Raw genomic sequence first — 21,807 nt, forward strand, 5'->3', positions numbered from 1 at the left:
TGAACCCAGGTGTCGTCGCTTCGCTCCGATGGGCGTGAAGCCGGCTTGGTCGGGTCGGTGGTCCAGGAGGTGATGGCTGCCGGCGGTGGAGTCGTCGCTCCGCTCCGATCGTGCTCCCGAGCACCATGCGCCGAGGGCACGGCCAGGGGAACGTCGCTTCGCTCCGAGGGTGCCCACGTGCGCCGGAACGGGTGCCCAGGTGCCAGCGGAACGGGTGCCCATGTGGAGCGGAATGCGCATCGAACACGTCTATGCAAACCAGACGTTCCGCTCGGCGCTCACCGGATTCATCCTCTCGGCGGCCGAGGGCCATTTCGGCGGTGAGAGCGTCCCGCCGGCCCTGCGCAGCCGGGTGAGCCCGGGCCGGTTCTTCGTCTGGCCGCTCATGGCCATGGTCTGGGCCTTCGACGTCGAGGTCGTGGCGCGACGCTCGAAAATCGTCGGTTGGATCCGCGACTGCACCACGGTGCGAGATTGCCACCTCGCGCTCGGCCGCGGGCGCGCCTCGCTCGCGGAGGGCCCGCGCGAGGTGGAGAACCTGCCGCGGCAGGAGGACATGGTCGGTTATTGACCCATTTCGCTCCGACGAACGCGGTTCTCCTCCGACATCCGGCGAATGCAGAGCCGGAGCCCCTCGCGCAGGTTCGCGCACGTCGTCACGCTCGACAGATCGAGCCCGAGCGTCACCGCCGTCTGCGCCACCGTCGGCCGGATCCCCGTGACGATGCCCTCCGCGCCGAGGAGCCGGATCGCGCGAATCAGACTGAAGAGGTGGCTCGCCGTGGCCGTGTCGACCATATCGACGCCTGTCATGTCGAGGATCGCGAACCGCGCCGACGTGCGCACCACGGCCGAGAGCAGGTCGTCCATCACGCGCGCCACGCGCTTGCTGTCGACCACGCCCATCATCGGGAGCGTGAGCACCTTCTCCCATACCTGGATCACCGGCGTCTCCAGGTTCCGAATGACCTCCTCTTGCCGCTCGATGAGATCCATCTTCGTCCGGAGGTCGACCATGGCCTTCTTCACGTCGCTCTTGGCGAGCGTCAAGCCAAGCATGTGCGTAACGTCGCCGGCCTCGTTGCGTATCGGCAAAAACCAGCTCTCCCACAGGACATCGAGAGCCTCGCTCGTCGCGTGGACGACCTCGCCCGCGAACGCGCGACGGATATCCGTCATGGAACCCACATCGCCGCCGAAAATCTCGAAGAGGTTTTGCCCGATGAGCGTCCCGGGCTCGAAGCCGCCAGCTCTGCACCCTTTGCCGTCGTGCACGACGTAATCACCCTGCTGGTCGATCACGTACACGGAGATATCCACGTTATCGAGGATCCCCCGGAGAACACGCTCGGGTGACGCCGCGGGCAGCAAAGTGAGGTCCTCGGCGGGGGGCACGGCGAGCCGCCCCGAGGAGACGCGCGGCGTCGGGACAATCGTCACATACACTTCGGCCCGCCCTGGCGCGCGCCGCGCATGCAAAGAGAACGAGCGATAGATCCCCTCAACGTCACGCATCTGACAGAGGGCGCTCCAGGCATCGCCCTCGTTCATCGTCGCCCACGACGACGCGACCGCGTCCCTGTGATCGGGGTGAACGGACTCGAACAAGGAACCGCCTCGCACGCGCTCGGCTCCGAGGACACGCTCGGCCTCGGGATTGAAGCCGGAAATCGCGCCCTCCTGGCTCGTGACCACGAGGATGCCCGGGCAATGCTGGAACCAAGCCGAATCCATTACAGTCTCCACGAACCTACGGGGTCGAACGAAGGGACTATCACGCCGCTCGTAGCATCGTCGAGCAGGAAATATGCAAAATTGATTACACCCCGAAAAGAATAATCAAGGATAGGTCGACCGCGTGACGTGACGTAAGGACGCGGCGCGGTTCAGTCGTCCACGCGCGCGGCAAGGGCCTTCGGGGCGATCATCTTGTAGCTGCCCGTGACGAGGGCCCGCACCTCGTTCCAGTCGATCGGGCCGTCGTTCGGCTCGTCGAGCCGCACGTTGATCCACCCGTGTTTGCCGACGTATTTCGCAATGGTGAACCGCGGGTCGGTCGCCACGAGCCCGGCCTGCATCTCGAACGTGGTCTTCACGCCGAACGACCCCACGCCGTTTTCCCCGCCCATTGCGGCGAAGATCTTGTCCCGGACGCGGAACGTCGGGTGCCCCCAGGCCTCGACCTCGGTCGCCTCGGGAAACCCCATGCAAATGGCGCGGAACCGCTCGAGTGCCCCGCCGGGCCCCTCCATTTTGCTCGCTCGTCCGGCCGCCTTTTTCGCCGGGGGAGTTGCCTTCTTCGCGGGGGCCTTGGCCTTCTTCGTGGCCGTCTTCTTGGTGGTCTTCGTCGATTTCGTCGTGCCGGCTTTCGTGCTCGCCATGGTCTCTCAATACCCGAGGTCGCGCGTCTTTTTCGTCGTCGCGGAAGGCAGTGGTTTGGTGGTCTTTGCGTCGCTCGCGGGCAGGGGCCCCGGCGCGGCCGAAGCCGAGACGGCGGGCGCGGCGCCCTCCTCGTCGAGCACGACCTCCTTCGCAGGCTCGGCCGCAGGCTCGCGCGGGGCGCCCGTGGAAATCGCAGGCGGCGGCGCCGCTGCGGGGGCCATGGTCGTGTTCGACGAACCCGTCGCCGCGGTCGGCGCCGATTTGCCCCCGAACATCATGAACGCCGCGCCCACGCCGAAGAGAAGCAACACGACGACGGCCATGGCGCCGATGAGAAGGCCGCGCCCGCTGCTCGGGGCCGGCGCCTGGACGATCGAAATGTTCGCCGCGGGGCCGAGCGTACTCGGACCCGTCGCGCCCAGCGGGCCCGTCCGGCCCGTATGCGAGGCCAAGAAGCCGCCGGACGCATCGAATGCGCCGTCAAACGAACGAGGCGGCGGCACGGAATTCGGCCCGAACGCGGCCCCCGGCGCGGCGAGGCGCACCACGTCGGAGAACGCGCGCGCGAATTCGCGGGCCGAGGAGAATCGCATGGCCGGATCCTTGGCGAGCGCGCGCTCGAAGAAGGCGTCGAGCTCGGGAGGCAAGGTCGGATCGATCATGACGACGCGCGGGACGGGATCCATGCAGATCCGCACGATCAGATCACCGAGTGCATTCGCCTCGAAGGGCCGCCGGCCCGTCACCATGCGGAACAGGATCACCCCGAGCGACCAGAGATCCGCGCGGTGGTCGATATCGGTCTTCCCTCGCGCCTGCTCGGGGCTCAAATAGTAGGGCGTGCCGAGGACCGCGCCCTCCTCCGTGACGTCCTTCGCCTCCTCGGCTACGGCGAGCGTCTTCGCGATGCCGAAATCGAGGATCTTGGGGATCTCCTCGTCGCCCTCGCGCACGAGGAACACGTTCTCCGGCTTGAGGTCGCGGTGCACGAGCTTCGCCTCGTGCGCGCGCTCGAGCCCGCGGGCGACCGGAATCAGGATCTTCTCCGCGTCCACGAGCGAGAGCCGCCCCGCGCGACGAATCCGCGCCGCGAGGTCTTCCCCTTCGAGCAGCTCCATCACGATGTACGGCAACCCCTGGTCGATCCCGTAATCGTGGATCTTCACCACGTTCGAGGAGCGGATCTGCGCGGCCGCGCGGGCCTCCCGCTGGAATCGCGAGAGCGCCGCATCGGCCGAGCCCGTCATGAATTTCACGGCGACCGGGATGTCGAGGTCGAGGTGCGTGCCCACCCAGACCGAGCCCATGCCCCCCTTCCCGAGGAGCTTGTCGAGACGAACCTTTCCGGCGATCACCAGACCGGGGGCGGGCTTTGCGACCTGCGTGGGCGGCGACCACATCTTCACGGGAAAACCACGGGCACGGGGGCCGTCTGATCGGCGCCTTTTGCGCCGGTCCCGAGCTGGCCGAGGTCATTGCGACCCCAGCAACGCACGGGCCCGCTCACGAGGCGCACGCAGGTGAACTGCAAGCCGAGCGCGACCTCGGCGACGGGCGGGACGTTGATCATCTGCGGCGCCGATTGGTTCGTCTTGTCCCCCGTGCCGAGCTCGCCGCGCGTGTTCGCGCCGAAGCAGCGCAGCCCGCCGCCCGCGAGCACCACGCAGGAATGGCCGCCCAGCGTGGCGTCCGTGCCGAGCGAGAGCCCCGTGATGTCCATGAGCCCCGGGACGAGCGCCGGCGCGTTTTGTTGCGTGGTATTGCCGATCCCGAGCTGACCTCCGGCATTCTCGCCCATGCAACGGAGCGCCGTGCCGCCGGCCGACACGACACACGTGAACCGATTGCCCGCGGACACCTGGCTGATGCCGGTCAAATTCGGCACGAGCGTCGGGACCAACCGGTCCGCGACGCCCGAGCCGAGCTGCCCGTCGCTGCCGTCGCCCCAGCACCGCACCTCACCCGATTGAAGGACCGCGCAATTGTGCATGTCCCCCGCGGCGAGCGCGGTCGCCGTCACGTTCGCCAGATCGCCCGTGGGCGTGGTCCGGTTTTCTGCGACGTTATTGCCGAGTTGCCCCGCCGTGCCCGCCCCCCAGCACCGCACCGTGCCAGTCATGAGGCGCGCGCAGGTATGACGGCCGCCCGCCGCCACCTGGACCACGTTCGTCAAATTGACGGCCTTCGGCGTCGTCGCGGCGGCCGTCGAGCCATTCCCGATCTGCCCCGTCGCGTTGCGGCCCCAGCACGAGACCTTGCCGTCGCCCGTCCGGGCGCAGGCGTGCGTGCCCTGCGTGTCGACCCGATTCGAGCCGACCGAGATCTGCGTGACGCCGGAGAGCCCGGACACGGGGGTCGGGAAGAGCTTCTCCACGACCGTGCCGTCCCCGATCTGCCCCTGCGTGTTCGCGCCCCAGCAACGGACCGTCCCGTCGCCGAGGAGCACACATGCATTCGTGCTTCCCGCGGAAATCTGCACGATCGAGGCGCACGTCCCACCGAGACAAGCCTCGCTCGTGCAATCGACGTGCACGGCGCAGGTCTTGCCGCTCGCGCACGGGGCGCAGCCCACGCCGCCACAATCGACGTCCGTCTCCGCACCGTTCTTCACGGCGTCGCTGCACGTCGGCGCCTGGCACACGCCGGCCGTGCAGACGCCGCTCACGCAATCGGATGCGATGAGGCAGCTCTTGCCGTCCTGGCAATCAGGGCAGTCGCCGCCGCCGCAATCGGCGTCCGTCTCCGTCGCGTTGTGCACGCCGTCGCTGCACGTCGGCGACTGGCACACGCCGGCGATGCAAACCTTGCTCTCGCAATCGGCGATCGCCGTACACCCCTTGCCCGTGCCGCAGGGCGGACATACCGGGCCGCCGCAATCGATGTCGCTCTCGTCGCCGTTCTTCGAGCCGTCGGTGCACTCGGGCGGCACGCAGAGGCCGGCCGAGCAGGGGCCGCCGCCGCTGCAATCCGAGCTGAAGTTGCACTCGACGCACTTGCCGCTGCCGTCACATACGGCGCCGCCGCCCTGCGTGCACGCGGAGCCCTGCTTCCGCGGCGAGATCGACGGCTCGCCCTCGGGGCTGCATTCCCCCACGGTGCATTCGAACCCGTTGCCGGGGACGTCGTTCGTATCCACGACCGTGCGCGTCTGCCCCTCCGCGTCGCACTCGTTCCGCATGCAATCGCCCGGGGTTTGCCCCTGCGCGGGGGCGCCCTCCGGAAGCATCGAGAGCTCGCAACGGCCCGCGACGCAGGCGCGTGTCTGGCATTCGTTCGTCTCACCCGGACAATCGAGCTCGGTCGAGCACGTCTGCCCGACCCCGCCCGCGGCCCCGCTCCCGAGGACCGGATCCACCTCGAATCGATCGAGCCCGGTGATCGCATTGCAAGCCGGTGAGGCAAGCCCGGCAAAGGCGGCCAGGGCCAGCGTCCCGAAAAGCCCCACACGAAAGGTTCGTCCCATCAGAACGTCCCCCGGATCCCCGCGGAAAGAGGCCCGGCCCAGGGCACGACCTCGACGTGCCCCACGGCCGGTGGGCCCTTTGGTTTGCCCATGACGAGCAACACCACGCCGGCCGCGGCCGCCGCGCCCCCCACGACGAACATCGCCGTGGAGACATTGCCAAGCGTACCCGCCTCGTCGATGTGGCCTTGCGCCGACGGCGGGCACCGGCCTTCCGACGTGCAGAGCTCTTCGAGCTCGCCCACGCGCCCGAGCGACATCACGCCCGTCACCGCGCCCGCCACGAGCGAGGCCGCGCCCACGCCAAAGGCCGCCATCGCCGGCACAAAGAGCGTCCGACCCGAAGGCGCGGGCTTCGGCGCGATCACGTCCACCTTCTCGTCGCGCACGGGCCACGCGCTCGCGACTTCGAGGTGCACGGGGACCTTGATTACGCCTCCGCGCTCATCGAGCTCGATCGTCCGCTCCACCGGGGAAAACCCGCTCGCCTCGACGCGCAGCACGTGTTTGCCCGGATCGAACCGCGTCGCCATGCCGGTCCCAAGCGCGAGGGGTTTGTCGTCAACCGTCGCCTTCACGTCTTCCGTCGCGGCGCCCGTGACCACGACGAGCAGCGACGGCACGCGCGCGAGCAGCGCTCGTTCTCGTTTGCTGCCCTCCTCGCGCGCCTTGCGAAACGCAGGCGGCGACGTCGGGCCGAGCGGCTCGGCGGCGAGACGCTCGTAGGTCTCGAGCGCCTCGGCGAGCCGGCCGAGGCCTTCGAGCGCCTCGGCGCGCATGAGCAAGTGCGTCGGCGCGTGGTAGAGCGCCTCGGCCTGCGTGACCTTCTCGAGCGCCTCGGCGAACCGCTTCGCGTCGAGATCGTCGGCGGCCGAGAGCGCGATCTCGCGCGCCTTCGAGACGTTCTCCTGCTCGCCCGCATGCGCGAGCGGACCCGAGACGAGGCCGAGAACGATCGCGGCGCAAGCGACCCATCGAGACATGGGCGCCATTCTGCCGCCCGATCGCGCCGGATGTCGAGGGGAAGAATCGCGCGCTCGATCCGGCCTTGGGTGCGCGGCCCTCCACCGCTTCGCCGCGCGCGCCCCGTCGCCCTTGACTTCGCCAGGCGGAGGAGCGAGGTGTTCCTGATGCGCGCCCCCATTTCCCAGGACAAACCTTCCCTCCCGCGCCGTCTTTCCGGCGTTCTCCTCGCGGTCGCCGCGCTCGTCGGGCCCGCCTCCGCGGCCGCCGACGAGGTCGGGCCGCTGGAAGAGAGCTGTTACAACAAGGCCGCCGGGGATGCGTGCGCCGATCCCGCAGGCGCCGCCGGCACGTGCACCGGCGTGAAGGACCTCCGAGGTCGAGAGCTGCTCCGCTGCGTGGTGGGCGCAAAAGCTCCAGCCCCGCAAACGACCGAAGCAAAGACGCCGACCCCGCCGGCGCCGGAAACAAAGACCGCGGGCCCGCAGCCGTCCGCCGCGACCGTGACCGTGGCCGAGAAAAAGGGCTGCTCCGTGGCGGCGGTGGGAAGCTCAAACGAAGGGGCTCCGCTCGGGATCACCGTCGCCCTGGCCGCGCTCGCGTTCTGTCGGGCAAAACGCCGCGCGCGTCCGGCGGGGTGAGGGGTGGCCTGGTTCTGGGCATTCGTCTTCACGCAGGTCGTCGAGATCCCCATTTACGTCTACGGGCTCCGCGTCCGCGTGTACGAGGCGTTCGGCGCGAGCGCGCTGACGCACCCGATCGTCTGGTTCGTCATTCCGAGCCTGTGGGAGCGCTTCTACCTCGCCGTGTTCGCGCCCCATCCCTCGTTATGGATCTCGCAGACGCCGCGGTACTGGATCATGGTGGTCATCGCCGAGACGTTCGCCGTGACCGCGGAGGCCGGATATTTCCGGTTCATTGGTAAGAAAAAGACGCTCGGGTGGGCGTTCGCCGCGAACATGGCGAGCGTCACCCTGGGATTTGCGAGCCGCGCGCTCTTCGATTGGCCGTGACCGCCGGACGCACGCTCCCCTCCCCGCTCGAAGCCGCGACGCTCGATCCCGCGGAGGGGAGACGTGTCCGGCCCGGCACGCTCGGCGAGACGCTGCCCACGCCCCCGATGGAGACGCTCATCGCGCGCACCGGGAGGGACGAGGCCGACGACGAGGAAGCCCCGGAGAGCGCCGCCGCGCGGCGCATGCGCGTCGTCGATCCAGAGACGTACGCGGTGGAATCGGAGGTCGCAAAAGGCGGCATTGGCCGGATTCTGCGGGCGTACGACACGCACCTCGACCGCCCCGTCGCGCTGAAGGAGCTCATCACGCGGGATCCTCAGACCGAGGAGCGCTTCATTCGCGAGGCGCGGATCACGGCGCGGCTGCAACACCCCTCGATCGTGCCGCTCTACGAGGCGGGCGTCTGGCCCTCGGGCGAGCCGTTTTTCGCGATGAAGCTCGTCTCCGGGCGCTCGCTCGACCATTTCATCGAGGAGGCGAGCACGCTCGATCAGCGCCTCGTCCTGCTCCCCCACGTGCTCGCGGTCGCCGAGGCGATGGCGTATGCGCATAACGAGCGCATCATTCACCGCGACCTCAAGCCGCAAAACATCTTGCTCGGTCCGTTTGGCGAGACCGTGGTCATCGATTGGGGGCTCGCGAAGGACCTCGACGAGGAATCCCCCGAGCCGTCACGTACCTCGTCGCTGCCGCCGCAGCGATCGTCGTCGCCGTCCTCGCCGGGATCGATGGCGCTCACCGTGCTCGGCGTGGTCATGGGCACGCCCGCGTACATGCCGCCCGAGCAGGCGGCGGGGCGCAGCGTGGACGAGCGTGCCGACGTGTATGCGATCGGCGCCATTCTCTATCATCTGCTCGCGGGAAAAGCTTCCTACGAGGGCCAATACCCGATGGAGATTGTCCGGTGCGTGCTGCGCGAGCCGCCGGTGCCCATCGAAAAACTCCAGCCGGGCGTGCCGCGCGATCTCGTGACGATCGTGCAAAAGGCCATGGCACGCGCGAAGGCCGAGCGATATCGGACGGCCGGGGAACTCGCCGCGGATCTGCGCCGGTTCCAGACGGGGCAGATTGTCCAGGCGCACCATTATTCGGCCCGCGAGCGGCTCCTCCGGTTCGCCCGTCGCCATCGCGCGACGCTTCTCATGGCGTTCGCCGCGCTCGCCGCGCTCGCGGTCACGGGCGCGCTCGCCGTCGGGAGGGTCCTCGACGCGCGTGACGAGGCGCGGCGCGAGCGCGATAGGGCCGCGGAGGCCGAGCGGCGAGAATCGGAGCGCGCCGATACGCTCACGCTCGTCGAGGCGCGCGCGGCGGCTTCGCGGGATCCCCTCGAAGCGCTGGCCTGGCTCAAGACATTGTCGTCTTCGTTCCGGGGGCACCGGCGCAAGCGGCTCGTGGCTGCGGACGCCATTGCGAAGGGCGTCCCGATGCTGCTGCGTGGGCACGCGGCGGGCATCAACCGCGCGTCGTTTTCGCCGGAGGGCCGGTTCGTGGCCTCGTCGAGCGACGACCGAACCGTCCGCCTCTGGGACCTGACCACGACCCAAGCGCGCGTGCTCGAAGGGCATACCGACGAGGTCTGGGAAGCGGCATTCTCGCCGGACGGCGCATGGCTCGCGAGCCGGAGCAAAGACACCACGGTGCGGCTCTGGAGCGTGAAGACGAGCGAAATTAAGGTCCTCGCGGGACACGCGGCGCCGCTCGGCGCGATTCATTATTTCCGGGACGGGCAGCGCATGGCCTCCCGGGGCCGCGACGGCTCGGTCTGCTTGTGGGACATCGCCTCGGGGAAATGCAAACCCGTGTGGCCTGCGGGCGGCGCGGAGCGAAAGCTCGCCATCTCCCCGGACGAACGCACCCTCGCCTTCGTCTCGGCAGGCTCGCTCGTTCTTTTGGATGTCGACGCCGGGACCGAGCGCCACTTCGAGGGCGAGGCGCACGAGCCGGAGGTGCTCACGTTCTCCCCCGACGGTGCCCTCGTGGCCACGGGTGATCAAAAAGGCATCGTTCGGTTGTGGGACATTGCGACGGGTGTGTCGAGGCGCCTCGAAGGTCATACCGGGAAGGTGCGAGCCGTCGTATTTCTCCCGGATTCTTCCCGCCTCGTGTCGTCGGGACTCGACCGCACCGTGCGAATCTGGGACGTCCACACGGGCGAGGCGCGCGTGCTCAGGGGACACGAAGGATCGGTCTATACCGTGGCCGTGTCTCCGGATGGAAAGACCTTGATGACGGGCGCCGCCGACCAGACGGCGCGGGTGTGGGACGTGGCCTCCGGCATGTCGCGCACCTTGCGGGGCCCGAACGACTCGATCTCGGATGTCGAGTTTTCCCGCGACGGCAAACGTGCGCTCGTCGCGAGTTACGACAACAGCCTGCGCGTCTATTCGCTCGAAGCCTTGCGCGACCGCGTCATGGCCGTGCACGAGCGCGCGGCGCGCGTGATCGCCATCTCCCCCGACGGAGCATGTATCGCCTCGGGCGGCGCCGACGGGACGGTCGTTTGGACAAACCTCGCGGACGGCACCCCGCGGACGCTCGGCCAGCACGCGGGCGACGTGCATGATGTCGCGTTTTCCCCCGACGGCACGGCCATCGCCTCGGCCGGCGCGGACGGCCGCGTGCGTATCTTCAGCACGCAGGGCGCGGCGATCTCGTTCGACGCCCACGAGGGCGCAGCAAATCGCGTGCTGTTTTCGCCCGACGGCGCGCGCGTCGTCTCGGCCGGCGCGGACGGGGTCCTTCGGAGTTTTCCCGTGAAGGGCGGCGAGGGAAAGGTCCTCGCGCGGCATTCGACCAAGGCCACCGCGCTCGCGTTTTCCCCGGACGGCGCGCGAATCGCGTATTCCTTCGCCGATGGCCGGGTCGTCTTGCACGAGGTGACGACGGGCCGGGAGACGGTCCTCGCCGGCCACCACGACGCGGTCCACGTGCTCGTGTTTTCCCCGGACGGCGGCCTGCTCGTGTCCGGCGGAATGGACCATTCCGTGCGGCTTTGGGACGTGCCCCAGGGCGCCCTGCGCCACGTGATCGACGCCGCGGGGACAGGGCTCACGCGGCTCGTGTTTTTCCCGGACGGCAAACGATTCGCGACGCTCGGCGGCGAGGCCAACGTAAAACTCTGGAGCGCGGTGGATGGCCGGCTGCTCGACGTCTTGCGCGGCTATCGAGGCGTCGTCGAAGGGCTCGACGTCTCGCCCGAGGGCAGCCGACTCGCGACGGCGGGCGCGGACGGCATCGTGCGGTTATGGGACCTCGAAGCGGGCGAGAGCCGGCTGCTCGAAGGCCACGAGGGCAACGTCCTCGCCGTCCGGTTCGCCGAAGGAGGCCGCTCCCTCGTGACGGCCGGAAAAGACCGAACCGTGCGGCGCTGGATGGACGATCTCCCCATGGAAGCGGCGAGCCTGCGCGCCTTCGTCGAGGCCGCGACGCCGGAGACGGTCACGTCGCTCGGCATTCACTCGGACAAACGCTGATTTCTCAGGCGTCGTGTTGCCCGCGCGGGCGCTTTCGGGGCGGGGGCCCGCCGCCGCCGCCGAAGGACGCCTCGGCGCCCGGCTCGGCCGGCGCCTCGTGGCCCGTACCGTAGGCGCGCAGGAAGGCGTCGAGGTGCTCGTCAGCGAATTTGTCCCAATCGAGCGGGCGCGCCGTCGTCCCGCCGAGCGGGTGTTGATGCAAAAGGACGAGCAGCGGCGGCGAGACCAGCGCGAGCGCCATGAGCCGCACGTCGCCCGCGCGAAGTTCGCCCCGCGCCACGTGCCGGGCGAGCCGCGCCTCCACGGATTCGAGCGTCGGATCGAGCACTTCGCAGAGGTATTTCGGGCCGAGCGTGGGCTCGCGCAGGCCGCAGGCGATGCCGATCGCGTGCACCTCCCCGACGCCGGCCCGGAAGCCGAGCTCCAGATAAAACAAAAACCCTCGGAGCGATGCGCGCACGGGCAAGAGCGGGCCCGTCGCGACCTCCAGCATGTACCTCTGGCCGCGCTCGTGCCAATGCGAGAGCACCGCCGACACCACGCCCTCGCGCGAGCCGAAATAGTGCCGGAGCGTCGCCACGCTCACCCCCGCGGCCGCCGCCATTTCGCGGAAGCTCGCCCGCGGGCCGTCGGGCTCCGAGAGCCGCTTCTGCACGGACGCGACGAGCGACGCGCGCGTCGCCTCGAAGTCCGGGTTGCGTGATCCTGCGGGCCTGCCCATCTCGTCGTCCGGAACTCTAGAACATCCATCTTGCAGTTCAAGACTCGGGCGCAGCCGCAGGCACGAGCCCGGCCTGGCCGCCTTGACGAACGGGGGAATTTTCCTAGACTCACCGTTCTATAAAATGGAGGCTTCCATGTTCGAGGGCTTCGCGAACGTCTGGACGCCGGTCTTGCCTGCGCTGGATCTGCGGGAGGAAGCCAGACGCGTACGGGTCGCCGGGGAGCCGATCTTGCTCTTCCGCGATGAGCGCGGGGAGCCCGGGGCGTGTGTCGATCACGCGTCCTCGGCGCTGCCCGAGGTGATCACGCTACAAGCTCGTCTGCCCGCGCGCGAGGCCCTCGGGCTCGTCTGGATCTTCACGGGCCACGAGGCCCCGGCCGAGGGTCCGGCGTTGCCTTCGCTCGATCCGGTGCGGCCTCTCGTGGTCCACGCCGAGACCTGGTCCGCGCCGTTCACGCGCGTGATCGAGGCCTTGCTCGATCCGGCGAACTTGCCCTTCACATGGGCCCTCGGCGACACGCCCGAAGAGCCCGCGCTCGTGTTTCGCGCGCCCGGCTGCGTCGAGTTGTTTCTCCCGCCGCGCACGCCCGAAAAGCGCACGCTGCTCTACTGTTTCCCCGAGACCGAAGGGACGACGCGTGTCCTTTTCTGCACTACACACGCGCCGGGCGAGGGCGACGTTCCCACCTGGATCACCGAGTATCTTGCGGCGACGGATCTCGCCCGCGAGCGTGCCTCCGCGGCCGTGGCCCCCGCGATCTCGCCGAGCGAGGGCTTGACAACCGCCTCCTGTTTTCTAGAACATTTGGTGTAACAAAACAGGAGGCAAACGTGTTCGAGAGCTTCGCCAACGTGTGGACTCCGGTCATCACGGCCAAAGAGCTCAGGAAGAAGCCGCTTTCGGTGAAGGTGGCCGGCGAGACGATCGCCCTCTTCCGGGATGGAAAGGGCGGCGTGGGCGCGCTCCTCGATCGATGTCCGCATCGCGGCGTCGCGCTCTCGCTGGGTCAGGTCGATGCGGACGGCTGTCTCGCATGTCCTTTTCACGGCTGGTCCTTTCAGAAAGACGGCGCCTGCGCGAAGATCCCCCTGAACACCGTCGCCCCGGAGAAACGCGCGCGTTATGGCGCGACGGCCGTCCCCGTGCGGGAAATCGGCGGGCTCGTCTGGATCTTCACGGGCCCGGATCCCGCCGGCACGGAGCCCGAGCCGCCGCCCGCGCTGGTCGAGCCGGGGTGGCACGTCGGGTACACCCAGGAGATCTGGAAGACGCACTGGACGCGGGCCATGGAGAACATGCTCGACACGCCGCATTTGCCTTACATCCACGGCAAGAGCATCGGCAAGGACGTCAGGAAAAAGCTCCGACCGGACACGACCCTCGAGATGCGCATCGAGCCTGCTCCCTTCGGCGGCCTCGTTTACGCAAAATGGGATTACGAGGCGGAGGAGAAGCAGATTTTGAAGTGGCGCAAGCCGAACGCGATGGAGCTCCAGATCATGAACGAGCCCAAGCGCCGGATGTGCATCCAGGTGTATTGCATTCCGGTCGACGAGGCGCACACGAAGATGATGCTCATCTCGGCGCGGACGTTCTTCGGCGCGGAGTTCATCACGTGGTTCGCCACGAAGTTCAACAACATCCTCGGTGAGGATCGCGAAGTGCTGGAGACCTCGAACCCGCCCGAGGTGCCGCCGCCGGGCGAGGAGCCGTCCGTCGCGACCGACGCGCCGACGCTGTTTTTCCGAAAGTATTACTTCCGCGAGCTGCGCAGCTCCACGTCGACGCTCGTGCCCACGGGCCGACTCGTCCGCAGGCCCGATGCTCAGCCCGAAGCCGAGGAAGCGGGCATGCCCGACGGCGCCGCCGTCGTCCACTGACCTCACCCGCACATTCTTCATGTCCGGGGCGCCCGGAATGCGCTATCTCCCGGGCTGCCCGTGAGCCCGCCTGCCCTCGAACAAACCTCGAATCCGCTCCGCCGCGCCACCATCCCGCATTTGCCCGCGCTCGACGGCCTGCGAGGCCTCGCCGTGCTCGGCGTGCTCCTGTTCCACGATGGCAGGCTCGACGGCGGGTATCTCGGCGTCGACCTGTTCTTCGTCCTGTCCGGATACCTCATCCACTCGCTGCTGCTCGCAGAGTGGGCCAAGGCCGGGACGATCGATCTCAAGGCTTTCTGGGTTCGCCGCGCGCGCCGCCTCTTCCCGGCGCTCCTCGCGCTCCTGCCCGTGGTCGCGGCGTACGCGCAAAAGCTCGCGAAGCCCGAAGAGCTCGATCGGATCCGCAAGGACGGGCTCGCCACGCTGGCCTACGTGGCGAACTGGCGCGCGATTTTCTCGGGGCGGAGCTACTGGGACATGTTCCAGGTGCCCTCGCCGCTCGAACACACCTGGAGCCTCGCGATCGAGGAACAGTTTTACGTCGTCTGGCCGCTGCTCGCGTTCGGCGTGCTCTACCTGTCGCGGGGCTCGCGGCGCGTGATGCTCGCCGTGTCGCTCGGGCTCGCGGTGGTCTCGGGCGCGGCGATGGTTTGGCTGGGCAACCGGACGGACACGTCACGGGCCTACATGGGCACGGATACACGCGGCGTGGCCATCCTGCTCGGCGCCTCGCTCGCGTGCCTGATGGCCGAGCGCGGGACGTCGAAGGACAAGCAGGTGGTGCGGGCGCTCGATGGGCTCGGCGTGCTCGCGGCGATCGGGCTCGCGCTCGCCTGGGTGAAGCTCGACGGGCAGAATCCGCTGCTCTACCGCGGAGGATTTTTCGGGACGGAGCTTTGCGTGCTCGTGCTCATCGCCTGCGCGGCGCACGGCGAGCAGAGCCTCGTGGCGCGGGCGCTCGCGTTCCGCCCGTTCGCGTGGGTGGGGCTCGTGAGCTACGGGCTCTACCTCTGGCACTGGCCGATCTACGTGGTGCTGCGGCCGGAGCGGATTGGTTTGTCCGGGATCGGGCTCTCGGCGCTGCGGTATACGGCGACGTTCGCGGTGGCGTTGATCTCCTACCATTTCCTGGAGCAGCCGATCCGCAAGCGCGGCGCGCCATTCAGGCGACCGGCGGTGATGCTCTCGTCGTCGGTGGCGCTCTGCATCGGCGCTCTGCTCGTCGGCACGCAGAGCCGGAGGGTGATGCAGATCGGGCTGCAGCTCTTGCCGTGGCCGGAGACCGTGCCGCCGGGCACGGTGAAGATCCTGATCGTGGGCGACTCCGTGGCGCAGGCGCTCGGCGAGCGAATGAAAGCGGTGCAGAGCGGCACGGGGGCTTTCGTGATCGAGCGGGGGACGCCCGATTGCAGCATCATGGAGGGGACGCTGCCGACGCGCTCGTTGACGAACGTGCCACACGACGGCGGCGATTGCGACGCGCGCTGGGGGAGCGACGTGGACGAGATGCACCCGGACGTGACGCTGGTCGTGCTCGGCGGCGGGTATTTCGCGCGGGTGGAGGTCGAGGGGCGCTGGCAGCACATCTGCGAGCCGGGCTGGGACGCGGCGTATGCGAAGGAGCTCGGGGGCAAGCTCGCGATGCTCGCGGACAAGGGCGGCCGGGTCTACGTGGCGCGCGTGCCTTATCCGGTGGGCGGATGGCAAAAGCCGACGCTGAACGCGCAGGTCGATTGCTACAACACGCTGATCGAAAAGGCAGTGCAAGGGGAGCCGCGGATCCACCTGCTGGACCTCGCGGCGCACCTCTGCCCCGGCGGGCAATGCACGCTCATGAGTGAAGGCGAGCCGATCCGGCCGGATGGAATGCATTTCGGGGGCCCAGGGGCGAAGGAGATCGCGCGATGGGTAATCGAGCAGGTCAAAGAACCGCGGCGGTAGGCCTTCTCCTCGCCCTCGCCGGGTGCGCAGGGTCGCCGCCGCCTGCGCCGGCAAACCCCGCTGCGCCCACTCCTCCGGCGCCGCTCACACAGGAGCGTATCCAGGCGCTCGTCGCCGAGGTCGCGCATCTGCGTGGATTGCCCCAGCGCGCGCCCGTGCCGGTGTATTTGCTCGACGAGCCGGCGTTCCTCGCGGCGCTGCGCGCGCGGGCCGAGCGGAAGGCGGCGGCGGCCGAGAACGAGGCGCGCACGGCATTTCACCTTGCATTTGATCTCCTGCCCAACGGAAAGCCGGGCGACGCGCCGCCGAGCAGCACGCGCGAGGTGCTCGAAGAGCAGGTGCGCGGGTTTTACGATCACGAACAGCGGATCATCGTGGTGCGCGCGTCGCGGCCGCGCACCGAGGCCGAGGCCGAAAAGGAGCGGGCGATCCTCGCGCACGAGATCGAGCACGCCTTGCAGGACCAGAGTTTCGGTCGGCCGGATGTGCAAAAGCAGGCGACGATGGGCGCGGACGAGGTCCTCGCGTACGGGTCGTTGCTCGAAGGCGACGCGATGCTCACGATGTTCGCGTATCTCGCGTCGGAGCGTGGCGTGCCGTTCCAGCGCATGGTGCGGAGGGCCGCCGACGTGATGCACGACGTGCCGGCCGAGCGGTTTGTCGCGGGCGACGGGGACGCGGCGCTGTTTCGCGCGTTGCCCATCGTGCGCGAGCGCCTCTTGTTCCGGTATCACGCCGGCACGGCCATGGTCGCGGAGCTTTATCGCGCAGGTGGGCTCGATCTCGTCAATCGCATGTTCGTGTCGCCGCCCGTTTCGACCGAGCAGGTGATCCATCCCGAAAAATACCTCGCCGGGGAGCGGCCGGTCGTGCTGGCCGCGCCGCGGGCGCCCGAGGGATACCGGACGCTCGATGAAGGGACGCTCGGCGAGCTGAAGACGCGGGTCGTGCTCGATCGATGTTCGCCCTTGTCCGCGGCGGCGGCCGCGGGCTGGGGCGGCGATCGATACACGCTGGTCGCGGCGCCGAACGGCGGCGTGGGGCTGCTCTGGAGCACGGCGTGGGATTCGGAGAGCGACGCGGCGGAGTTCGTCGCGGCCATGGAATCGCAGCCCGGCTGCCTGCGCGCGCTGTCGCTCGGGGCCACGTCGATCGAGGGCGGGATCGTGGTGCGCGCCGAGAAAACCCGCGTGGCCGTGGTCCGTGGGTTGTCAGGGACGCTCGCCGAGGCGGCCGCGAAGCAGATCCTCGATGCGCCGGTCGCTGCGCCCGCGGGCCCGCCGGTGGTGCACCCCTACCAGCTCTCGCCGCGCGCGCCCTTGCCGCAGCGCGAGCGCGGGTGGCTCGTCGGGCACGATTATTTCAGCCGGTGGCTCGGCGTCGCGGGGCGTATCCCGTTCGGGGTGAATGCCGTCCTCGGATACGAGGGGATCGAGCTCCGGATCAGCCGCCCCGACGTGCTCGTCAGCGGGGCCCTGTTCGTCTCGGACCTCGTGACGACGCCGCGATTCCAGGAAAAACTCTTCGCCGACGTCGCGGGCGGGCTCGCCAAAGGCGCGGAGGGAAAACCCGTGGTGCCCGCGAGGACCGGGCCCGTGGCGACGCCGCTCGGGGCCGGCCTGGAGCGATGGTGGACGATCGGCGATACGTCGGTCTCCGTGCGCGCCGTGATGGTCCCGATCTGCGGCGGGACGGGGTCGCTCGTGTTCTTGCAATCGTTCAAGGAGCCGATGGCGCAGCGGACGCTCGACGAGTGGCTTCAATCGTTCCGCTGGAACACGGACGTGAAGCCCCCCGTCTGCGAGGCGCTCGATCCGCGCTGAGGCGGCCTATTTCTTCTTCGATTCTTCGTGGAATGCGCGGAGCAGCTCGGCCTCGCGCTCGGGCGAGAGGCCCGCGCGGCGTTTGGCCTGGCGCTCCGCGGGCAAGGCATTGAACCAGGCGAGGAGGTCCGTCAGGGTCGTGTCGAGCGGGCGGAACGTGAGGCCTGCTTTCTGCGCACGAGCGACGCTCACGCGGTGGAAGCCCGCCGTTTCGCCCTCGGCCGGCGCCCAGATCGGCAGATCGATCGGCTCGCCGCCGCCCGATTCTTTCGTCTTCAGCCACGAGGCCGGGACCCAGGTGAGCTTGACGTCGCTCTTCGGCGAGGCCGTTTTGCTCGCCTCGATCACGCTCCCCATCGTGTGGGGCGTGCCGGGGCCCGTGGCATTGAAGACGCCGTTCGTGCCGTCCGCGACGAGCTTCACGAGCCACTCGGCGAGGTCGCGGACGTCGATCACCTGAATGGGATCGTTCGCCGAGCCGGGGACGAGCATTTCGCCGCCCTTCGCGACGCGGAGCGGCCAGTACGTGAATCGATCCGTTCCGTCGCCCGGCCCGACGATGTACCCGGGCCGCACATTGGCGACGCGACCCGGCATGGCCTTTTCGGCGGCCTGCTCGCAGAGGGCCTTCAAGGGGCCGTAATTCTCGAACTCCTTGCCCATGGTCTCGACGGTGGGATCGGCCATGGTCCCGACCGCCGCGGTCTCGTCCATGTTCGGCGTCGAGGTGTCCTTGTAGACCGAGATGCTGGAGATGAAGATGTATTGCTTGACGTTCTTGGAGAGCAGCTCGGCCGAGGCGCGGACGATACGCGGGACGTAGCCCGAGGTGTCGATGACCGCGTCGAAGCTCCGGCCTTCGAGGGCCTTGAGGCCCTCGTCCTTGTTCGGGTCGCGGTTGCCGCGGAGCTTTTCGATGTCGGGGAAAAGCTCGGGGCGGGTCTTGCCGCGATTGAAGAGGGTGATCGAAAACCCGCGCGCCCGCGCCGCATCGACGACGGCGGGACCGACGAACCCCGTGCCGCCGAGGATCAGCAGGCTCTTTTTCTGGTTCGTCGGGGGCGGAGGCGCCGCGCCCGCGCCCGCAGCCCCCGCGGGATCGGCGGGAGGCGGGGGCGGCTGGGACGCGCAGCCGAAGGTCGTGGACGCGGCCGCGGCGAGCGACCCGACGAGGAATGAGCGACGTTTGATCATAGCGAGGGATGGACGACGGCGCCGGAGGGTTGTGAACGACGATCACCCGCGGGGCGATCAGCCGTCGGCGTTGATGCGGGCGATGAGGGTCTTCAGCACCTCGTCGGCCTTGTCGTTGTCGATCTGGCAGGTGCCGGCCGCCTCGTGGCCGCCGCCGCCGTATTCGAGCATGAACGCGCCGACGTTCGTCTTGCTGCTCCGGTCGAGGATCGATTTGCCGGTGGCGAAGACGGTGTTCTGCTTCTTGAGGCCCCACATGACGTGGATCGAGATGTTGGTCTCGGGGTGGAGCGCGTAGATCATGAAACGGTTGCCCGCCCAGATCGTCTCCTCGTTCCGGAGGTCGAGCACGACGAGGTTCTTGTGCACCGTGGAGCAGCGTTGGATCTGCTCCTTGAAGCGCTCTTCGTGCTCGAAATACATGTCGACGCGCTCCTTCACGTCGGGCATCTGGAGGATCTCGTCAACGGATAACTCCAGACACGCGTCGATGAGGCGCATCATGAGGTCGTAGTTCGAGATGCGGAACTGCCGGAATCGACCGAGGCCGGTGCGCGCATCCATCAGGTAGTTGAGGAGGACCCAGCCCTTCGGCGAGAGGATCTCGTCGCGGGAGAACTGCGCGGCGTCGGCCTTGTCGACGGCCTCCATCATCTCGTCGGGGATGTCGGCGAACTTCTCCTTGCCGCCATAATGGCGCCAGACGACACGCGCGGCGGAGGGGGCGTGGGGGTCGATGATGTGGTTGTCGCGCTTGCCAACCCGCTGCGTCTCGCTCGCGTGGTGATCAAACGCGAGGTGCACCCCCTCGACGTACGGGAGGTTCGTCGTGATGTCCCGCTCGGTGACGGGGACCTTGCCGTCCTGCATGTCCTTCGGGTGGACGAACTTGATTTCGTCGAGGATGCCGAGCTTCTTCAAGAGGACGGCGCACACGAGGCCGTCGAAGTCGCTCCGCGTCACCAGCCGGTACTTTTCCGCCATGATCTGCCCTCCGGACCGCTTTTCGCGCCGGAGGATAACCGAGGCCGCGCGCGCGGGGAAGCCCCGAGGATCAAGGTTCCTTGTTGCTGCACCAAGGCTCGGCGCTCGCCGTGGAGAGGACGACCTCGCCCGCGCCGGCCGTGAGGTCGACGGTGCCCTCCCATACGAGCGTGACGGGCGGCTTCTGGTCCGTCACGTTGCGCAGGATGCGCATCGATATCGTGGAGCTCTCGACGGGCGCGACGTCAGCCGCATAATCGAAGACACACATGCAGCCACAACGCGCCTCGTCGCCGTTCTCGAGTTTTTCCGGGGCGTCGGTCTGCGTGACGACGTGGACGCCGTCCTCGACGGCGACGTCGATGGAGTGCCGGCCGCAGCAATTGAGCTGGATGCGCGCGTCGAGCAGGCCGAGCGTGCGCGTGGCGGCGTCGTAATTCCAGAGGAGGCGCTCGGCCTCGCAATACGTGGCCGGGTCGGGGGAGGGCGGAATCTTCGCGCCCTCCGATGCGCCGAGGAAGCCGCCACACGCGCTGATCGAGGGTGTGACGTCGAGCGAGGAGGCCGGAGGCGTATTTTCGCTCCCGCTCGATCCTTCGCCGCTGCTACACGCGAAGAAGGAGGTCGCCGATAGGATCAGAATTCCAAGGATGCCAAGAGATTTCATCGTGTGTCTCCCCATCAAGCAGGCGCCGGGTCGCGGCGGCCATAACGACAGGAGGCACGAGCACGAGCGACACGTCAAGGCGGTCGCACGGGCTCCACGGCGAAAGGCGCGCTTGACGCGAAGGCAGGGGCTGAGTACCGCCAGATATCGTGCACGCCGAAGATCCGATCTACCTCGACTACAACGCATCGACGCCGCTCCTGCCCGAGGTGGTCGACGCCATGTTGCCCTGGCTGCGCGGCGGATTCGGCAATCCTTCGAGCAGCCACGTGTACGGGCGGCGCGCGCGGGCCGCGATCGAGTCGGCGCGCGCAGAGGTGGCGGCGCTGATCGGTTGCACGCCGGAAGAGCTCGTCTTCACCTCGGGCGGGACCGAGGCGAACAACCTGGCGATCCGAGGCGTGGCCGACGCGCTGCCCGATCGAACGCACCTGATCACGTCGTCGATCGAGCACCCCGCGACGTCGAAGCTCTGCGCGTGGCTCGCGCGGCACGGGCATCGCGTCGATGTGGTGGGCGTCGACGCGGAGGGGCGCGTGCGCGCGGAGGAGGTCGCCGCAAAGCTCGGGGACGAGACGGGCGTGATCACGGTGATGCACGCGAACAACGAGACGGGCGTGCTCCAGCCGATCGAAGAGATCACGCGGGCCGCCTGGCGCGCGGGCGCGGTCGTGCACACGGACGCGGCGCAATCGGTGGGCAAGGTGCCGATCGACGTGGGCGAGCTCGGCGCGGATCTCCTGTCGATCGCAGGGCACAAGCTCTATGCGCCGAAGGGCGTGGGCGCGCTCTTCATCCGGAAAGACATGCCGATCGCGCCGTTCATGCTCGGCGCAGGGCACGAGCGGGGGATCCGGCCCGGGACAGAGAATGTGCCATCGATCGTGGGGCTCGGGGTCGCGGCGAAGGCGGCAAAACGGGACCTCGCGGCGGAGGGCGCGCGGGTGCGCGTTTTACGGGACAATCTGTTTGTCCTGCTGCGCGAACGGGTGCCGGGGCTCGCGCTGAATGGGCACCCCGAGAAGCGATTGCCGAACACGTTGAACGTGCGTTTCCCACGGGTGAGCGGGACGGCGCTGCTCGCGCAGGCGGAGGAGGTGGCGGCGTCGACGGGTTCGGCTTGCCACGACGGACACGCGTCGGCGTCGAGCGTGATCCTCGCGATGGGCGTGAAGCCGGAGGAGGCGATCGGCTCGGTGCGATTGACGCTCGGGCGAGGGACGACGGAGGCGGAGATCACGCGGGCGGCCGAGGTGCTGGCGGCGGCGTGGGTGAAGCTTTCGCGGTAAAACC

General features: G+C 68.7%; 18 protein-coding genes. 9 read left to right on the top strand and 9 right to left on the bottom strand.

What is annotated here, in order from left to right; translation table 11 throughout:
* Positions 1–232 precede the first annotated feature (232 nt).
* A complete protein-coding gene (locus E8A74_RS09740; RefSeq protein ID WP_136928681.1) occupies positions 233–571 on the top strand; it encodes a hypothetical protein in 339 nt (112 codons plus the stop codon).
* Here the strand turns inward: E8A74_RS09740 and E8A74_RS09745 are convergent.
* The 5 genes from E8A74_RS09745 to E8A74_RS09765 all read right to left on the bottom strand — a co-directional run bounded on the left by E8A74_RS09745 (position 565) and on the right by E8A74_RS09765 (position 6,828).
* The gene (locus E8A74_RS09745) at positions 565–1,734 is read right to left on the bottom strand and encodes an STAS domain-containing protein (protein WP_136928682.1); all 1,170 of its coding nucleotides are present in this window, start codon (positions 1,732–1,734) and stop codon (positions 565–567) included. The two genes, E8A74_RS09740 and E8A74_RS09745, sit on opposite strands and share 7 nt — an antisense overlap.
* A gap of 152 nt (positions 1,735–1,886) precedes the next feature.
* Entirely contained in the window at positions 1,887–2,381 is a 495-nt protein-coding gene (locus E8A74_RS09750; protein WP_211365327.1) for an MmcQ/YjbR family DNA-binding protein, read from the bottom strand.
* Between the two features lie 6 nt (positions 2,382–2,387).
* Positions 2,388–3,782, bottom strand: coding sequence for a serine/threonine-protein kinase (locus E8A74_RS09755; RefSeq protein ID WP_232379484.1), 1,395 nt, complete (start codon positions 3,780–3,782; stop codon positions 2,388–2,390).
* Between the two features lie 2 nt (positions 3,783–3,784).
* Positions 3,785–5,845: an RCC1 domain-containing protein gene (locus tag E8A74_RS09760; protein ID WP_136928684.1), complete on the bottom strand. Its 2,061-nt coding sequence runs from the start codon at positions 5,843–5,845 to the stop codon at positions 3,785–3,787.
* The gene (locus E8A74_RS09765; protein WP_136928685.1) at positions 5,845–6,828 is read right to left on the bottom strand and encodes a peptidase associated/transthyretin-like domain-containing protein; all 984 of its coding nucleotides are present in this window, start codon (positions 6,826–6,828) and stop codon (positions 5,845–5,847) included. The genes E8A74_RS09760 and E8A74_RS09765 overlap by 1 nt, the downstream gene beginning before the upstream one ends.
* Before the next feature lie 147 nt (positions 6,829–6,975).
* Here E8A74_RS09765 and E8A74_RS09770 point away from each other — a divergent pair, with 147 nt between their 5' ends.
* Genes E8A74_RS09770 through E8A74_RS09780 form a run of 3 tightly spaced genes read left to right on the top strand, consistent with a single transcriptional unit; the run spans position 6,976 to position 11,297 of the window.
* Positions 6,976–7,449: a hypothetical protein gene (locus E8A74_RS09770; protein WP_136928686.1), complete on the top strand. Its 474-nt coding sequence runs from the start codon at positions 6,976–6,978 to the stop codon at positions 7,447–7,449.
* A 3-nt stretch (positions 7,450–7,452) separates the two neighbouring features.
* On the top strand, positions 7,453–7,821 hold the full coding sequence (locus E8A74_RS09775; RefSeq protein ID WP_136928687.1) for a hypothetical protein: 369 nt from the start codon (positions 7,453–7,455) through the stop codon (positions 7,819–7,821).
* Positions 7,818–11,297, top strand: a complete 3,480-nt coding sequence (locus tag E8A74_RS09780; RefSeq protein WP_136928688.1) for a WD40 repeat domain-containing serine/threonine protein kinase — start codon at positions 7,818–7,820, stop codon at positions 11,295–11,297. Before E8A74_RS09775 ends, E8A74_RS09780 begins: the two co-directional genes overlap by 4 nt.
* A gap of 4 nt (positions 11,298–11,301) precedes the next feature.
* Here the strand turns inward: E8A74_RS09780 and E8A74_RS09785 are convergent, their stop codons facing one another.
* Positions 11,302–12,018, bottom strand: a complete 717-nt coding sequence (locus E8A74_RS09785; protein ID WP_136928689.1) for a TetR/AcrR family transcriptional regulator — start codon at positions 12,016–12,018, stop codon at positions 11,302–11,304.
* Positions 12,019–12,154: 136 nt separating this feature from the next.
* Between E8A74_RS09785 and E8A74_RS52075 the strand changes: the two genes are divergently transcribed.
* The 4 genes from E8A74_RS52075 to E8A74_RS09805 are packed head-to-tail and all read left to right on the top strand — an operon-like array spanning position 12,155 to position 17,669.
* The gene (locus E8A74_RS52075) at positions 12,155–12,835 is read left to right on the top strand and encodes a hypothetical protein (RefSeq protein WP_170229006.1); all 681 of its coding nucleotides are present in this window, start codon (positions 12,155–12,157) and stop codon (positions 12,833–12,835) included.
* 17 nt (positions 12,836–12,852) lie between these two features.
* Positions 12,853–13,902 (top strand): aromatic ring-hydroxylating oxygenase subunit alpha, encoded by a 1,050-nt coding sequence (locus E8A74_RS09795; RefSeq protein WP_170229007.1) that lies wholly within the window; start codon positions 12,853–12,855, stop codon positions 13,900–13,902.
* A 60-nt stretch (positions 13,903–13,962) separates the two neighbouring features.
* Positions 13,963–15,846 (top strand): acyltransferase family protein, encoded by a 1,884-nt coding sequence (locus E8A74_RS09800; RefSeq protein WP_136928692.1) that lies wholly within the window; start codon positions 13,963–13,965, stop codon positions 15,844–15,846.
* Positions 15,810–17,669: a hypothetical protein gene (locus E8A74_RS09805; RefSeq protein WP_136928693.1), complete on the top strand. Its 1,860-nt coding sequence runs from the start codon at positions 15,810–15,812 to the stop codon at positions 17,667–17,669. The genes E8A74_RS09800 and E8A74_RS09805 overlap by 37 nt, the downstream gene beginning before the upstream one ends.
* Positions 17,670–17,675: 6 nt before the next feature.
* On the opposite strand, the gene E8A74_RS09810 is transcribed toward E8A74_RS09805, so the two are convergent.
* The 3 genes from E8A74_RS09810 to E8A74_RS09820 form a co-directional block, all read right to left on the bottom strand.
* Positions 17,676–18,863 (bottom strand): NAD-dependent epimerase/dehydratase family protein, encoded by a 1,188-nt coding sequence (locus E8A74_RS09810; protein WP_136928694.1) that lies wholly within the window; start codon positions 18,861–18,863, stop codon positions 17,676–17,678.
* 57 nt (positions 18,864–18,920) lie between these two features.
* Positions 18,921–19,847: a DHH family phosphoesterase gene (locus E8A74_RS09815; RefSeq protein WP_136928695.1), complete on the bottom strand. Its 927-nt coding sequence runs from the start codon at positions 19,845–19,847 to the stop codon at positions 18,921–18,923.
* A 70-nt stretch (positions 19,848–19,917) separates the two neighbouring features.
* Entirely contained in the window at positions 19,918–20,514 is a 597-nt protein-coding gene (locus tag E8A74_RS09820) for a hypothetical protein (RefSeq protein WP_136928696.1), read from the bottom strand.
* Between the two features lie 149 nt (positions 20,515–20,663).
* Between E8A74_RS09820 and E8A74_RS09825 the strand changes: the two genes are divergently transcribed.
* Positions 20,664–21,803 (top strand): cysteine desulfurase family protein, encoded by a 1,140-nt coding sequence (locus tag E8A74_RS09825; protein WP_136928697.1) that lies wholly within the window; start codon positions 20,664–20,666, stop codon positions 21,801–21,803.
* Positions 21,804–21,807: the final 4 nt, after the last annotated feature.

Origin of the sequence: Polyangium fumosum (genome assembly GCF_005144585.1) — a bacterium.
Lineage (GTDB): Bacteria > Myxococcota_A > Polyangia > Polyangiales > Polyangiaceae > Polyangium > Polyangium fumosum.

Coding starts and splice junctions, on each gene's coding strand:
- E8A74_RS09740 (WP_136928681.1), top strand. CDS start 233: ATGCGCATCGAACACGTCTATGCAAACCAGACGTTCCGCTCGGCGCTC.
- E8A74_RS09745 (WP_136928682.1), bottom strand. CDS start 1,734: ATGGATTCGGCTTGGTTCCAGCATTGCCCGGGCATCCTCGTGGTCACG.
- E8A74_RS09750 (WP_211365327.1), bottom strand. CDS start 2,381: ATGGCGAGCACGAAAGCCGGCACGACGAAATCGACGAAGACCACCAAG.
- E8A74_RS09755 (WP_232379484.1), bottom strand. CDS start 3,782: ATGTGGTCGCCGCCCACGCAGGTCGCAAAGCCCGCCCCCGGTCTGGTG.
- E8A74_RS09760 (WP_136928684.1), bottom strand. CDS start 5,845: ATGGGACGAACCTTTCGTGTGGGGCTTTTCGGGACGCTGGCCCTGGCC.
- E8A74_RS09765 (WP_136928685.1), bottom strand. CDS start 6,828: ATGTCTCGATGGGTCGCTTGCGCCGCGATCGTTCTCGGCCTCGTCTCG.
- E8A74_RS09770 (WP_136928686.1), top strand. CDS start 6,976: ATGCGCGCCCCCATTTCCCAGGACAAACCTTCCCTCCCGCGCCGTCTT.
- E8A74_RS09785 (WP_136928689.1), bottom strand. CDS start 12,018: ATGGGCAGGCCCGCAGGATCACGCAACCCGGACTTCGAGGCGACGCGC.
- E8A74_RS52075 (WP_170229006.1), top strand. CDS start 12,155: ATGTTCGAGGGCTTCGCGAACGTCTGGACGCCGGTCTTGCCTGCGCTG.
- E8A74_RS09805 (WP_136928693.1), top strand. CDS start 15,810: ATGGGTAATCGAGCAGGTCAAAGAACCGCGGCGGTAGGCCTTCTCCTC.
- E8A74_RS09810 (WP_136928694.1), bottom strand. CDS start 18,863: ATGATCAAACGTCGCTCATTCCTCGTCGGGTCGCTCGCCGCGGCCGCG.
- E8A74_RS09815 (WP_136928695.1), bottom strand. CDS start 19,847: ATGGCGGAAAAGTACCGGCTGGTGACGCGGAGCGACTTCGACGGCCTC.
- E8A74_RS09820 (WP_136928696.1), bottom strand. CDS start 20,514: ATGAAATCTCTTGGCATCCTTGGAATTCTGATCCTATCGGCGACCTCC.